Genomic DNA, 13,558 nt, shown 5'->3' with positions numbered 1-13,558 from the left:
GGCCGACCGCGTCACAGCCGACAGGCCGGCAACGTCAACCAGGCTCCCCCGAGGGCCTCCGCCCTCGGATCAGACCTGCACCCGCTCCTCGACCACCTTCGCGATCTTCTCGATGGCCTCTTCGACGGGGATGCCGTTCTCCTGGGAGCCGTCGCGGTAGCGGAAGGAGACGGCGCCGTTGGCCATGTCCTCGTCGCCCGCGATGACCATGAAGGGCACCTTCTGCTTCTGCGCGTTACGGATCTTCTTCTGCATGCGGTCGGAGGAGGAGTCCACCTCGACCCGAAGCCCCTGCTTCTTCGCCTCGGCGGCGAACCGATGCAGGTACTCGACGTGTGCGTCGCCGATCGGGATGCCCACCGCCTGCACCGGCGCCAGCCACGCCGGGAACGCGCCCGCGTAGTGCTCCAGCAGGACGGCGAAGAAGCGCTCGATCGAGCCGAAGAGGGCCCGGTGGATCATCACCGGCCGCTGCTTGGAGCCGTCGGGGCCGGTGTACTCCAGGTCGAAGCGCTCCGGCAGGTTGAAGTCGAGCTGCACGGTCGACATCTGCCAGGTCCGGCCGATCGCGTCCTTGGCCTGGACGGAGATCTTCGGGCCGTAGAAGGCGGCGCCGCCCGGGTCCGGGACCAACGGGAGGCCCTGCTTCTCGGCCACCTGCCGGAGGGTCTCGGTGGCCGTCTCCCACGCCTCGTCCGAGCCGACGAACTTCTCCGGGTCCTTGGTGGACAGCTCCAGGTAGAAGTCGGTCAGACCGTAGTCACGGAGCAGGTTCAGGACGAAGGTGAGCGTCTTGTCGAGCTCCTCGGCCATCTGCTCGCGGGTGCAGTAGATGTGCGCGTCGTCCTGGGTGAAGCCGCGCGCCCGGGTCAGGCCGTGCACGACGCCGGACTTCTCGTACCGGTACACGGTCCCGAACTCGAAGAGACGCAGCGGCAGTTCACGGTACGAGCGGCCGCGCGCGTCGAAGATCAGGTTGTGCATCGGGCAGTTCATGGGCTTGAGGTAGTAGTCCACGCCCTCGTCGAGCTGCATGGGCGGGTACATGCCGTCGGCGTACCAGTCGAGGTGCCCCGAGGTCTCGAAGAGCTTCCCCTTGGTGGCGTGCGGGGTGTAGACGAACTCGTAGCCCTCTTCCTCGTGGCGCCGCCGCGAGTAGTCCTCCATGACCCGCCGGACGACGCCGCCCTTGGGGTGGAACACCGCGAGGCCGGAGCCGATCTGGTCCGGGATGGAGAACAGGTCCAGCTCGTTGCCCAGCTTGCGGTGGTCCCGCTTCTCGGCCTCGGCGAGGAAGTCGAGGTGCGCCTTCAGCTCGTCCTTGGACGGCCAGGCCGTGCCGTAGATGCGCTGCAGCATGGGGTTCTTCTCGCTGCCGCGCCAGTAAGCGGCGGCGTTGCGCATCAGCTTGAACGCCGGAATGTTCCGGGTGGTCGGCAGGTGCGGGCCCCGGCAGAGGTCCTTCCAGCACAGGTCGCCGGTCCTGGCGTCGATGTTGTCGTAGATCGTCAGCTCGCCGGCGCCCACCTCGACGTCCGCGCCGTCGTCCGACGAAGCCGAGCCCTTCAGCCCGATGAGCTCCAGCTTGTACGGCTCCGATGCCAGTTCCTCACGTGCGGCCTCGTCGGTCACCACACGCCGCGAGAAGCGCTGCCCGCGCTTCTGGATCTCCTGCATCTTCTTCTCGACGGCTTTGAGGTCCTCGGGCGTGAACGGCTTCTCGACGTCGAAGTCGTAGTAGAAGCCGTCCTTGACCGGCGGGCCGATGCCCAGCTTGGCCTCGGGGAAGAGCTCCTGCACGGCCTGCGCCATGACGTGCGCGGTGGAGTGGCGCAGGATGTTCAGACCGTCCTCGGAGGAGATCTCCACTGCCTCGACGGTCTCGCCGTCCTTCACCTCGTACGCGAGGTCCTTCAGGTCACCCGCCACGCGCGCGGCGATGATCGTGCGCTCTCCTGCGAAGAGTTCGGCGGCCGTAGTGCCCGTCGTCACCACGCGCTCTTCCCGCTCGGAATCGCGTTGGATGATCACACGGACGTCTGACACCGGTCTCTCCTGACTGAAGGGGTGCACGCGTCTTTCTCATGCGTACGTAATAGATAGAAGGGATCGTACCGAGCCCGAGGCACGCTTCGCGAAACGGTCGCCCCTCCCCCTGTCAGTCCCCGCCGCATGCCTCTTCGAAGAAGTCGAGGTTCTCCTGGAGCGACTTCATCAGCCGGTCCCGCTCCGCCTCGTCGACCTGCACGGGCGTGACTCCGGACGCCCCGGTCAGCCGCCGGAAGCCGCCCCGGCTCTCCAGCCGCCCCTGCACCCGCACCGGCACCCCCACCAGGTGGGCATGGCCCGCTATCCGGTACGCCTCCTCGTCGAGGGTCGCCCGTACGTGCGGAACCTCGGCGCCCGCGAGGACCCGCAGCCGTACGGTGCCGTCGCCGCAGGGCCCGGACCGGCGCATGCGCACCACGGTTCCGGTGATGCGCACGGGCACGGAGGGTTCCTCGCGCAGGTAGCGGGCGGCGGCCTCGCGCAGGGCGGGCAGGTCGCCGGGTGAGAACTCGACGGGGTCGGCGGAAGTCGCGCATCCCTCGGGGACCCCGGCGGCAGGTGCCCACTCGACAGCGATCCTGGCTCCCTCGGTACCCCGCACGAGGGCCACCAGCGCCTCGGTGAGCTCATGGCTGACGCCCGCCTCGACGGCCCCGTCGAAGGCGTCCATACCGCCGGTGGCGCGCTGGTAGTCGATGGCCTCGCGGGCCGCGTACAACGCCTGGTGGAGCCGGACGGCGAGCGGCCGTCCGGTGGCGACGGGCACGAAGGCGGTGAGTTGCCGGCCGCCCGGCGCGGCTCCGACGAGCACGTTCTCCAAGGACGCGGCGGCGGGCCCGCGGTGGCGGGCGCCGTAGTAGCCCGCCCGCGCGCGTGCGGCGAGGGCGCCCGCGAGGAGCATCTTGCGGGCGGCCGTGCGCAGTTGCTCCTCGACGGTCCAGGGCGCGACGCCGACCGGGCCGGTGGGGACGTCGCGCCACCAGCGGATCTCGTCGCTGGGCACGGCGAGACCGACGAGGACCTCGCGAGCGGAGGGCGATCCGCTGCGGGACAGGGCTACGAGAGCCTCGCCGAGAAGGTCTTCGCTGTCGGGGAAGGCACGGTTCTCCGGCACGAGCAGGCTGGTGCCGGAGCCGCCGGCGCTGCCGGACCCGGGTGGGGTCCAGCGGCCGTACCGTCCCGCGGCTCCGCCGCGGCGCTGCCAGCCGTGCCGGTGCAGCAGCGCCCCGAGGACGGCGGGGTCGACCTGGTCGGGCCTCGGTGGCTGCTCCCACAGGGCCGGTGTCTCCACGGGGTGGGGCCTCACCGGTCGTACGGGCTCGTCGGTCGGGCGGTGCGTCACGGTCTGCCTCCCGTTCCGACCCGCGTCATGATCTCGCAGAGCGCTCGGTCGTCGAAGATGCGTGAGGTCGGTATCCGCACGGTGGTCCTGCGCCGGCCGGTGACCGGGTGCCCGGCGAGGTTGGTCCAGTAACAGCAGTGCCGCAGGTCGAGCCGGTCGTGACCGGCGCGCAGCCAGTCGTCCTGGGACCTGGGCACGAGCATCACGACGAGGATCTTGTGGACCGAGACCGGGGTGCGGGCGAGCTTCTCCAGATGGGCGTTGTCGAGCGTGAAGGAGAAGGCCGGGCCTGCGGGGTTCGGCGGGATCTGGTACGTGCACTTGAGCTGCACCTTGATGGTGACTTCGTCGTCGACCGTGTGCCGGGGGGTGCTGTGGCTGACGTGCCAGTCGATGCCGTTGTCCGGAAAGGGCTGGGACAGGGAGCAGCCCGCGGCCGCGGCGACCGCGTGCAGATAGCCGACCTGCAGCGTCTCCATGCAGGCGGTGGTGGCGAGCGTGCCGCGATGCGGTGCTGACCGCTGGGGCAGCAGCCCGCCCTGTTCGGGCTGCGCGAGCGCCATCGTTCCAACAGCCTTCCAGAACTGGTGAATCCCCGTACCGGGCCGCTGAACTGCGAAGACCCTTATCTCTGTTGTCTCCTTCCGGCGTACGGCGCAAACAGCCCGGGTATCACCGAATCGGGCAGAGGACGGCACGGACGGAGCGTCAACTGCCGAGGGTGAACGAGGAGTTGTGTGCGCATGACGTGCTGGTACGAGGGGCCCTTGGCCGCGTTCGACACGGAGACGACGGGTGTGAACGTGGAGACCGACCGGATCGTGTCGGCCGCCGTCGTCGTCCAGGACACTCCCGGCGGCCGGCCGCGCGTGAGTCGCTGGCTGGTGAACCCGGGAGTTCCGGTGCCCGAAGGGGCGACCGCGATACACGGGCTGACGGAGGATCACCTGCAGCGCAACGGCCGCTGGCCTTCGCCGGTGATGGACGAGATGGTCAGGGAACTGGCCGAGCAGAGCGCGGCGGGACGGCCGATCGTGGTGATGAACGCGCCGTTCGATCTGACGCTGCTGGACCGGGAGTTGCGCCGACATCGGGCGTCGTCGCTGGACCGCTGGTTCGAGACCGTGCCGCTGCGCGTCCTCGATCCGCGGGTCCTCGACAAACACCTGGACCGCTACCGCAAGGGCCGCCGCACGCTCACCGACCTGTGCGCGCACTACGGGGTGGAGCTGGCCGGCGCCCATGACGCGGCGGCTGACGCACTGGCCGCGATGGAGGTCGTACGCGCGATCGGGCGCCGTTTCGCTGCCCGTCTGGAGCGGCTGTCCGCGGCCGAACTGCACACGCTGCAGGCGGTCTGGCACGCCGCACAGGCCCGCGGCCTGGAGGCGTGGTTCGCGCGCAGCGGCACGGACGAGGCGGTCGATCCGGCGTGGCCCCTGCGTCCCGAACTCCCCGCGGCGGCGTAAGCGCGGAACACATCCGGGGCAAGCTCCTGGAATGCGAAAAACCGGCCCGTATGGCACGGGCCGGTCTTCTCCGGGTGGGCGATACTGGGTTCGAACCAGTGACCTCTTCGGTGTGAACGAAGCGCTCTCCCACTGAGCTAATCGCCCGGGAACGCACTGAACCATACAGGTCCCGGCGGGTTTCCATCAAACCGCTTGAGGGTTCTCGCGGAGGTACGCGGCGAGCCCTCGCCGCCCGGCCCGCATCATCAGCGCGTGGTTGGCGCGGAACGCCGGCCGCCCGGGCACCGCCAGACGCCGCAGCAGGGGTTTGGTCACGTGGACCTCCTGGTCGTAGCGGGCGCGTGTGCCCGGCCCGTCGGAGGTGACGGTCCAGCGCGCCCAGCCGTCCACGTCACCCGTCATCGTGATCTCGAGGAGCCCGGCCGCCGGGTCCCTGCGCAACTCCCGCGCGGTGAACCGCAGGTCGTACGGGAGCAGCGAGCGGATGCGCATCACCCCGCTGCTGTCGTCGAGCCGTGTCACCTCCCGGACCTGTGGCCACCACCGGGGGTAGTGCTCGGCGTCGGCCAGCGCTTCGTACACGTCGTCCGCGGGAGCGGCGAGGACCCACAGGCTGCGGAAACGGTAATGCGTCCAGTCCATGGGGCCGAGTCTGCCGGTCGACGGTCGGCTGTGGGGAATCTGAGTACGACCTGAGTACGCACACTCATGCCGTGCGACGTGACCTGGACCACACTCCTGGAGCATGACGAAGATTCCGCCCCCGGCCGAGGAGTTGCGGATCCTCGACCACGAGCTGTGGCAGCTCGACGCGCGCCGGGGCCAGTTGCTGGCGCGCCGGGCCTGGCTGGTCGGGGTTCTCCAGTCCGCCTCGGCCCAGGCCCTCGCCCCGGACGCGGCTCCCGCTCCCCCTCCGACGACCCTTCCGACCGCGGTTCCGACCGCGGCTCCTGGTCGCGAGCAGCCGACGGGCACCGCGCCGCGGCGGGAGGCCACGGCGCCCAGCGTGCAGAACGTGCTGCTCGTGCTCGGCGGCGTCCTGCTGACCATCGCGGCGATCGCGTTCACCCTGGTCAGTTGGGGTGACCTGGGGATCGCGGGACGAGCGGCGGTGCTCGGCGCGGTCACTGTGACCGCGCTCGGTGTGCCCGTGCCGCTGCTGAGGCGCGGACTGAGCTCGACAGCCGAGTCGGTGGCGGGTCTGGGCCTCGCGCTGACGGTGCTCGACGTCTACGCCCTGCACCAGGTCGCTTTCCCGGACGCGGACGCCACCGCTTTCGCGGCAGCCGCGTCCGCGCTCCTGGCCGCGCTGTGGGCGGCGTACGGGCTGGCCCTCGGCGCGCTGCGCCTGCCGCTTCCGGCCGCCATGGCGGCGGCTCAACTCCCCTTGTTCCTCTGGGCGGTGGCGGCCGGTGCGGGCGATCACGCGCTCACGGCGGCGCTGCTCGTGACGGCCGCGCTCGATGCCGTGGTGGCGCTCCGGGTGTCCGTGAAGTCCGTACGTGTCGTCGCCGCCGTCGGCGCGNCCGGGTGTCCGTGAAGTCCGTACGTGTCGTCGCCGCCGTCGGCGCGTACGGCTGGGGTGCGTGGGGCGTACTGGCCGCCGGCTGGCTTTCGTGGGAGGCCACCGGTCCGAGCGCCGCCGCCCGTGCGGCGGCGCTCCTCTTCCTCGCCGCGGCGATCGCGCTGGGGGCGGCGTGGCATGTGCCGAACGTGAAGGCCGCCACCGGCATCGCACTGACCGGCGGCCTGGTCGTCGCCGCCGCGATCGGCGGGATCCCGCGGTCGGCGCTGCCCGAGACCTGGACGGTTCCGGGCTACCTGGCGTGCGGCATCGCGGTCGCGGTGCCGGCGATCCTGGGCATCGCCCGCCTCCCGGAACCCGTACGCCGCGGCCTGGTGGGAGCGTCCGTCGGCGTCCAGGCTCTCGCGGTGGCGTGGGCGCTGTCCCCCGCCGGCGTCGCGCTCCTGGGTCCGGTGGGCTGGCTGGGACGTGTGTGGTCCGGGGCTCCGGCGGACGCCCGTGACGCGGTGACGCTCGCCGACCCCTGGCCTGCGGACGCGGACACGGCCCCGCTCGTCCTGGCCGTGGTCGCCATGGTCCTGGCGTGGGCGTTCCGCGGCGGGCCACATCGACCCCTGGCGCTGAGCGGCGCCCTGACACTGGCCTGGGCCACGGCTCTCGTGCTCCCGGCCACGCTCGAACTTCCTTACGGCGCGGCACTGTTGGCGCAGGGCGTGACCACGGCGGCGACGCTGGCGGCAGCGGCGTACGGACGTCTGGGAGCGACGCCGGAGCCTGCCTCGCCTCTCCCCCTCACGGCCCTCTCGCTGGCGCTCGTCACCTCGGTCCACCTCGTCCTCCTCTCCCTGGCGACCGAGACCGCGACCCTCGCCGTTCTCACCGGCCTGACGGCGTTGTTCGCAGCCATGGCCGTGGCCGTGGCCCTCACAGATCGACTCGCGCCCATCTGCGGGCCCGTGTGCGCCGCCGCCTGCACCGCGTACGCTGCCGCGCTCGCCTGCGCCACCGGCGCGTCCCTGGGCTGGCAGCCGCATCACATCGCGCTGCTCGTGCTGGTCGTGCCGGCCACGGCGGCGCTGCTCGCGGCACGGCTCAAGGACGCTGCGCTGACCGCGTCCGTAGAGGTCACGGGGGCCGTCGCAGGGCTGCCGGCCATGGCGCTCGCGATCACGGACCTCCCGACACTGGCCCTCGTCCTGGCCCTGTGCGGTGTGATCGCCGCCGGAACCGCCGTCCGCCCGGGCCGACGGCAGGCCGGATACGCGGCCGCGGCACTCTTCCTGCTGGCCACCTGGGTGCGCCTGGCGTCCTGGGAGGTAGACGTCCCGGAGGCCTACACGCTGCCGGTGACCGTCCCCGCGCTGGTCGTCGGCGTCGTACGCAGGAGCCGTGACGCACGGGTCTCGTCCTGGACGGCGTACGGGGCGGGCCTGTCGGTGACGCTGGTGCCGAGTCTCGTCGCGGCGTGGGGAGACCCGGACTGGCCGCGTCCGCTGCTGCTCGGCGCGGCCGCGCTGCTCGTCACGCTCGTGGGGGCCTGGCACAGGCTGCAGGCGCCGCTCCTGCTGGGCTCCACCGTGCTCGCCCTGGACGCGCTGCACGAACTCGCCCCGTACATCGTCCAGGTGGCCGGTGCGCTCCCGCGTTGGTTGCCTCCCGCACTCGCCGGTCTGGCGCTGCTCGCGCTCGGCGCGACGTACGAGCAGCGGATCCGTGACGCACGGCGAGTGCGGGAGGTGCTTGGAAGAATGCGTTAGCGCTCCGCCGGGGGCGTGGGAAAGTGCGGGTCCGTCGTGGCTGGGCGCGCCCACGCGGCGGAGCCGCAGATGTCACAGCCCCGCGCCCCGAGCGGCGGAGCGCCGGACGCATCCTTCGGAGTTACGGCATTTTGTCGCCGAGCAGGGCGAGGTTCTCGATGGCCGCGAGGCCGTACAGCGAGGTGTCGTTGGTGCTGACCCAGGTCGCTTCCTCGCCGGACACCAGGCCGAGCGGTCCGCTCACCGTCTCGGTGGCCCAGGGCGCCGACTCCTTGTAGCCGTCGGAGTTGTAGAACTTCTCCCAGGCCCGCTTGGCGAGCTTCTCGTCCCCGGTCTGCACGGCCGCGTAGGCGTCGAGGCGCGAGTGGCCCTGGAAGAGCAGCAGGGAGCCGAAGTCGGAACCGTAGCGCGCCTTCTGCTCGGCCTTGGTGGCGTTGAAGTAGCGGCAGTAGTCGAAGTACGCCTCATTGAACTTGGGCATGTCGATCAGGTCGATGAGTTCGGCGCACAGTTCGTTGAGGCCGAAGACCGCCGACAGGTGGGAGACGGAGACGGCGGCCTTGTCGGCTACGGCGAACTTGCCCGTGTCGAGGTCGTACAACCCGCTGCCCTGCACGAATCCGTTGGGCTGCGCGGCGATCGTCTCCATCGTGGACAGCACGCGCGCCTTGGCCTTCTCCCACTTCGGGCCCTTGCGCTCCCACTCCGTGAGCCACGCGGAGACGAGACCGCTCCAGTCCGTGCCGAAGCCGATGGACAGCGCGTGGCGGTCCGGGGTGTACGGCTCGGTGCGGATCTTGCGGATCGGGTCGAGGACCAGGAACGTCTCGTCGGAGTCGACGTTCGCGTGCATGAGGTCGCCCACGCGTTCGTCCGCCGTGAGGAAGTAGTAGTAGCGCCGGTACGTGGTGTTGGCGATGCGCTGCTGCTTGGCGCTGTCGGCGTAGTGCTGCACACCGTGCCGGGTGCCCAGGCCCGCCCACTCCCCCAGGTGGTAGACGTCGACCTCGCCGGTGTGCCGGGTCATGGCCTCGGCGAAGCGGAAGATGTCGGCGCGACCGGAGCGCAGATACGCGAACCAGAGCCAGAGGTCCGGCGACAGCTCGGAGTTGTCCCAGGCGTATCCGCCGACGTCGTAGCGCCACTGGTGCCGGGCCGTGTCGTACGTGTGCATGATGTCGCCGTAGTCCCAGAAGCCGTACCAGCGGCGCATCTCGACCTGGTCCTTGTAATACGTGAACAGGAAGTCCAGGTGGTCCTCGATCTTCGCCTTGGCGGGGCTGGAGCGGTCCGGCTCGGAGAACAGCCCGCCGAAGACCTTGGCCTTGATGAGGTGCTTGGGCGGGGCGGCGAGCTGCGGGAGCGTGCGCACGGCCTCGACCTGTTCGGCGAGCTTCGCGGGTGAGGGCGTCGACTCGTTGGCCCAGAAGAGGAGTTCGGAGGTCCGGGCGATGCCGTAGGGGGTGCCGAACTCGGGCTCGTAGTCCTCGTACGTGATGTTGAGGCCTTCGAGCTGTTCGGCGTACGTGTCCTGGCCCATGCCGTCGTGGTAGAAGCGCAGATCCATCGGCTGCGCTTCGGGCGACCAGAGCCAGAGGGTGACCTCTGCCTCGTCGGTGTGGGCGCCGCGGATGTCGAGCTGGGCGGGGAACTTCTCCCAGAAGTCCCTGAGCCCGAAGGAGAGTCCGCCGCTCGCCCCGCCGACGTACCCGAAGCCGGAGGCACGCCGTCCGCCGCCCGGGCCGATCCAGCCGTGCCCCTTCTTGGTGCGCTTGCGCAGGGCGAAGCCGTCCGCGGAGAGCTGGGAGAGGGTGTAGTCGCCCCACTCTGGGATGTACTGCAGCCTCGTCGTCACGCGCTGGTCCCAGGTCGACGGATCGGGCAGCTTCTCCCCCGCGAACTGGGCCGCCTGCACGGCCGCGCCCGGGTCACGACGCAGCCCGGTGATGCCCTTGACCGCCTCGCGCAGCAGCCCGGTGCCGTCCCCGCCGATCCGGATGTGCCGGTCGTACGCGGCGTCCCGCATCGGCACGGTGAAGCGGACGCCGAGCCCGCGGATGAAGTCACCGCTCGCCTTGCCGGGCTCCTGCTTCCCGTCGAACGTGATCGTGTGCACCATGCGGAACGACTCGCCGCCCGCGAAGAAGTAGAGCCGGATGGAGAAGGGGAGCCAACTCCGGTCGCCGCGGCGGTGTTTGCCGTCGATGCGGACGACTGAGCGGACCGGCCCGTCCTGCTCGACCTCGACCTTGGAGATGGCGCTCTCGAACCGCTCGTACTTCTCCGTGCCCTGGTCGCCGTCCTCGATCTCGGGCTGGCGCAGCAGCACGAGGCGGCCGTTCCTGGCGATCTCGGTGGAGCCGCGGGTGACGGACTTGACGAGGGTGGAGCCGCTCTTGCCGATCTTCGCGGTGATGACACCGGTCGACACGGTGATACTGCCGCCGCTCTTGTCGACCGTGACCTTCTTCTCGGGGGCGGCGGGCGAGCCGGCGGCGAGGGTGAGCTTCCCGGTGCCGGCGCCGGGGCCCACCGCGTGCGCGGTCCACTTCAGCGAGCCGTCCGGCCAGTAGGCGATCGGCCAGGACTGCACCGCCACGTCCTTGCCGTCGGCGTCCTTCAGCGCGAACGTCTGGTCCTTCTCGTACACGCCCTTCGGCCAGGGCACACCCACGGTGGAGCCGGGGGCGGCGCCGAGGCCGCCCTCCTCCAGCCAGTCCAGTGTCACCGGGTCCGCGTCGGCCGGCTCGGCTCTCGGCGCGGCCTGCGCGTCCTTCGCGCCCAACGCCCAGCTGAACTGGGCGGCGGCTCCGGCGACGGCGGCCGCCTTGAGCAGGGACCTGCGGGGGATGGGGGACATGGCCTTTCCTTTCCGTGCGGGGAAGTCAGGGGCATGACAGAGAGAGGTGCGGCGCCGCAGGGGCACCGAACCTTGCTCGAGTGACCGGTCAGCGACGCCTGCCGCGCTCCTCCACGGCGAGGGCCGCCGCCGCGACGGCCCCCAGGACGGGGACCGCCAGCGGCGCGACGAACCAGGCGGAGCAGGCCACCACGGCCAGACCGCCGACGAGCAGGAAGGACCCGGCAGGGTCCAGGACCGTACGGCGCCCCGCGGCCGCTAGCAGCACACGCCAGGAGGCGCCGGGCTCCCAGACCGCCGCCGCGCGCAGCCCGGCGACGCCCAGTCCGATCAGCGCGAACAGGCCGACGGCGCCGACCAGCGGGCCACCGGGGATGCCGGCGCGGACCGCCTGGACGTCCACCCAGACCGCGGCGGCCGCGGCCCAGCCGGCCAGCCCGGCGATCCAGCCGCCGCGCACGGCCGTGCGGAAGTCGGCGACGAACTCCCGCCAGCCGCCGCCCTGATGGGTCGTACGCCGCCGCAGATGCCGCGCCCCGGCGGCGAACGCGGCGGGGTAGGTGACCACGGGCAGGGAGACCACGGCGATCCACACCCCGGTGAGCAGACACTCGGCGAAGAGCCCGAACCGCTCGGCGAAGACGGATTCGCGCTGAGGACGCTTCCGGGCGGCCGATGACGATGATGACGCCGAAGCCGAAGCCGGTGCCGAAGCCGAAGCCGAAGCCGTACGAGCCTTCATGCGTGCCTCAGCCCTTCAGCCCGGAGGTCGCCATACCGTCGATCAGGTACCGCTGGAAAGCGAGGAAGAACAGCAGCACGGGCAACAGCGCCACCAGCGACATGGCGATCATGCCGCCGTAGTTGGCGACGCCCTCCTGATCGCGGAACATCATCATGCCCAGCGAGACCGTGTACTTGCCGGGCTCGTTGAGGTAGATCAGCGGGCCCATGAAGTCGTTCCAGGCGTTGATGAAGGTGAAGATCGCGCTGGTGATGAGTGCAGGGCGGCACAGTGGCAGCACGATCGACCAGTAGATCCTCAGATGCCCGCAGCCGTCGAGCCGCGCCGCCTCGTCCAGTTCCTTCGGCAGGTTCCGCATGAACTGCACCATGAGGAAGACGAAGAACGCCTCGGTCGCCAGGTACTTGCCGATCAGCAGCGGCACGTAGGTGTTGATCAGCTCCATCTTCTGGAACATCACGTACTGCGGGATGAGCAGAACGTGGTACGGCAGCAGCAGCGTGCCGATCATCAGCGAGAACATCACGTTGCGCCCGGCGAACCGGATGCGGGCGAAGGCGTACGCAGTCAGTGAGCAGGAGATCAGGATGCCGACGACGGAACCGAGCGCGTAGAAGAGGGAGTTCTCGAAGAAGGTCGAGATGGAGATGTCCGCGATGCCGTCGGCGAGCCCCTTGAAGTTCTGGAGAATGGGGCTGGTCGGGAACAAGTCCAGGCTGCCGACGATCTCCCGGCTGGGCTTGAACGAGGCGCCCATGACCCAGACGACGGGATAGAGGACGACCGCGAGAACCAGCAGCGCGCCGATGTGCCAAACGAGCGACCCGGTGCGCTTCCGCCCGAGTTCCAGTGGCTTGCGCGGGGTGGTCGTGGTCGTGGTGGTGCTCATCGGGCGGCCTCCTCGTAGTGCACCCACCGCTTCTGGGACCAGAAGAGGACCGCCGTCACCAGGGCCACGGCGAGCAGCAGCATCCAGGCCATCGCGGAGGCGAAGCCCATCTGGGCCTCCTTGAAGCCCTTTTGGTACAGGTAGCAGGTGTAGACGAGCGTGGCGTCGGCCGGTCCGCAGCTGGTGTTGGAGACGACGTACGCCGAACCGAAGATCTGGAAGGAGTGGATGGTCTCCAGGAGCACGTTGAAGAACAGCACCGGAGAGATCATCGGCAGGGTGATGCTCCAGAACCGCTTGAACGGCCCGGCGCCGTCCACCTCGGCCGCCTCGTACAGCTCCTTCGGCACCTGCTTGAGCCCGGCGAGGAAGATCACCATGGGCGCGCCGAACTGCCAGACGGTGAGCGCCACCAGGCTGTAGAGCACCCAGTCCGGATTCCCGACCCAGCCGCCGACGTCGAAGCCGAAGAACGACTGCGTACGGTCCACGATGGCGTCGTCGGAGAAGAGCGCGCGCCACACGAAGCCGACGGACACGCTCGCGCCGATCAGCGACGGGGCGTAGAACGCCGCCCGGTAGAAGGCCTGTCCGCGCCGGCTCTGCGCCAGCAGCAGGGCGACCCCGAGGGCGAGCAGCAGCTTCAGCGGCGTGCCGATGACGACGTACTTCGCCGTCACCTCGACCGACTTCTGCCACCGGGGATCGTCGAACATCTTGGTGAAGTTGTCGAAGCCGATCCACTTCGGGGAATTGAAGAGGTTGTAGTCCGTGAACGCGAAATACAGCGAGGCGACCATCGGCCCCGCGGTCAGCAGCAGAAAGCCCGCGATCCACGGGGACATGAAAAGGTAGCCGGCCAGATTCTCCCGGCGGCCCCGCCGCCTGACGGCGGCGGGGGGACCAGGACGCTTCTCCG

General features: G+C 70.3%; 10 protein-coding genes and 1 tRNA gene. 2 read left to right on the top strand and 9 right to left on the bottom strand.

All coding sequences use genetic code 11. The features are described 5' to 3' along the window. Nucleotides 1-69: 69 nt before the first annotated feature. From thrS to FGD71_RS23435, 3 genes are all read right to left on the bottom strand, one after another. Nucleotides 70-2,046 carry a threonine--tRNA ligase gene (gene thrS / locus FGD71_RS23445; protein ID WP_119102477.1) on the bottom strand — a complete coding sequence of 659 codons (1,977 nt, stop codon included), beginning with the start codon at nt 2,044-2,046 and terminating at the stop codon, nt 70-72. A gap of 112 nt (nt 2,047-2,158) precedes the next feature. Then, nucleotides 2,159-3,391, bottom strand: coding sequence for a hypothetical protein (locus FGD71_RS23440; RefSeq protein WP_119102476.1), 1,233 nt, complete (start codon nt 3,389-3,391; stop codon nt 2,159-2,161). Next, a complete protein-coding gene (locus tag FGD71_RS23435; protein ID WP_119102475.1) occupies nt 3,388-3,954 on the bottom strand; it encodes a DUF4365 domain-containing protein in 567 nt (188 codons plus the stop codon). The genes FGD71_RS23440 and FGD71_RS23435 overlap by 4 nt, the downstream gene beginning before the upstream one ends. Nucleotides 3,955-4,134: 180 nt before the next feature. On the opposite strand from FGD71_RS23435, the gene FGD71_RS23430 reads away from it, so the two are divergent. After that, nucleotides 4,135-4,860 carry a 3'-5' exonuclease gene (locus tag FGD71_RS23430; RefSeq protein ID WP_119102474.1) on the top strand — a complete coding sequence of 242 codons (726 nt, stop codon included), beginning with the start codon at nt 4,135-4,137 and terminating at the stop codon, nt 4,858-4,860. Between the two features lie 75 nt (nt 4,861-4,935). Here FGD71_RS23430 and FGD71_RS23425 read toward each other — a convergent pair. Beyond that, nucleotides 4,936-5,007, bottom strand: a tRNA-Val gene (locus tag FGD71_RS23425). A 39-nt stretch (nt 5,008-5,046) separates the two neighbouring features. Next, nucleotides 5,047-5,505 (bottom strand): SRPBCC family protein, encoded by a 459-nt coding sequence (locus FGD71_RS23420; protein WP_119102473.1) that lies wholly within the window; start codon nt 5,503-5,505, stop codon nt 5,047-5,049. A gap of 1,455 nt (nt 5,506-6,960) precedes the next feature. On the opposite strand from FGD71_RS23420, the gene FGD71_RS49045 reads away from it, so the two are divergent. Beyond that, nucleotides 6,961-8,145, top strand: a complete 1,185-nt coding sequence (locus FGD71_RS49045; protein WP_425329667.1) for an SCO7613 C-terminal domain-containing membrane protein — start codon at nt 6,961-6,963, stop codon at nt 8,143-8,145. Nucleotides 8,146-8,266: 121 nt separating this feature from the next. Here FGD71_RS49045 and FGD71_RS23410 read toward each other — a convergent pair whose 3' ends face one another. The 4 genes from FGD71_RS23410 to FGD71_RS23395 all read right to left on the bottom strand — a co-directional run. Then, nucleotides 8,267-11,005: an exo-rhamnogalacturonan lyase family protein gene (locus FGD71_RS23410; protein ID WP_119102472.1), complete on the bottom strand. Its 2,739-nt coding sequence runs from the start codon at nt 11,003-11,005 to the stop codon at nt 8,267-8,269. Between the two features lie 88 nt (nt 11,006-11,093). Next, nucleotides 11,094-11,747, bottom strand: a complete 654-nt coding sequence (locus tag FGD71_RS23405) for a hypothetical protein (protein WP_240436725.1) — start codon at nt 11,745-11,747, stop codon at nt 11,094-11,096. A gap of 7 nt (nt 11,748-11,754) precedes the next feature. After that, nucleotides 11,755-12,639, bottom strand: coding sequence for a carbohydrate ABC transporter permease (locus FGD71_RS23400; protein WP_119102471.1), 885 nt, complete (start codon nt 12,637-12,639; stop codon nt 11,755-11,757). After that, a partial coding sequence (locus FGD71_RS23395) for a carbohydrate ABC transporter permease (RefSeq protein ID WP_140935936.1) occupies nt 12,636-13,558 on the bottom strand: 923 nt, incomplete at its 5' end. The genes FGD71_RS23395 and FGD71_RS23400, both read right to left, overlap by 4 nt.

Origin of the sequence: Streptomyces sporangiiformans (genome assembly GCF_005768555.2) — a bacterium.
GTDB classification, from domain to species: domain Bacteria; phylum Actinomycetota; class Actinomycetes; order Streptomycetales; family Streptomycetaceae; genus Streptomyces; species Streptomyces sporangiiformans.
Note: the sequence above shows the minus strand (reverse complement) of the source record. Positions and strands in the feature narration are given on the sequence as shown.

Excerpts from the sequence above, each read along its gene's own strand:
- FGD71_RS23410 (WP_119102472.1), bottom strand. The coding sequence starts at position 11,005 with ATGTCCCCCATCCCCCGCAGGTCCCTGCTCAAGGCGGCCGCCGTCGCC.
- FGD71_RS23405 (WP_240436725.1), bottom strand. The coding sequence starts at position 11,747 with ATGAAGGCTCGTACGGCTTCGGCTTCGGCTTCGGCACCGGCTTCGGCT.
- FGD71_RS49045 (WP_425329667.1), top strand. The coding sequence starts at position 6,961 with ATGGTCCTGGCGTGGGCGTTCCGCGGCGGGCCACATCGACCCCTGGCG.
- FGD71_RS23400 (WP_119102471.1), bottom strand. The coding sequence starts at position 12,639 with ATGAGCACCACCACGACCACGACCACCCCGCGCAAGCCACTGGAACTC.
- FGD71_RS23430 (WP_119102474.1), top strand. The coding sequence starts at position 4,135 with ATGACGTGCTGGTACGAGGGGCCCTTGGCCGCGTTCGACACGGAGACG.
- FGD71_RS23435 (WP_119102475.1), bottom strand. The coding sequence starts at position 3,954 with ATGGCGCTCGCGCAGCCCGAACAGGGCGGGCTGCTGCCCCAGCGGTCA.
- FGD71_RS23420 (WP_119102473.1), bottom strand. The coding sequence starts at position 5,505 with ATGGACTGGACGCATTACCGTTTCCGCAGCCTGTGGGTCCTCGCCGCT.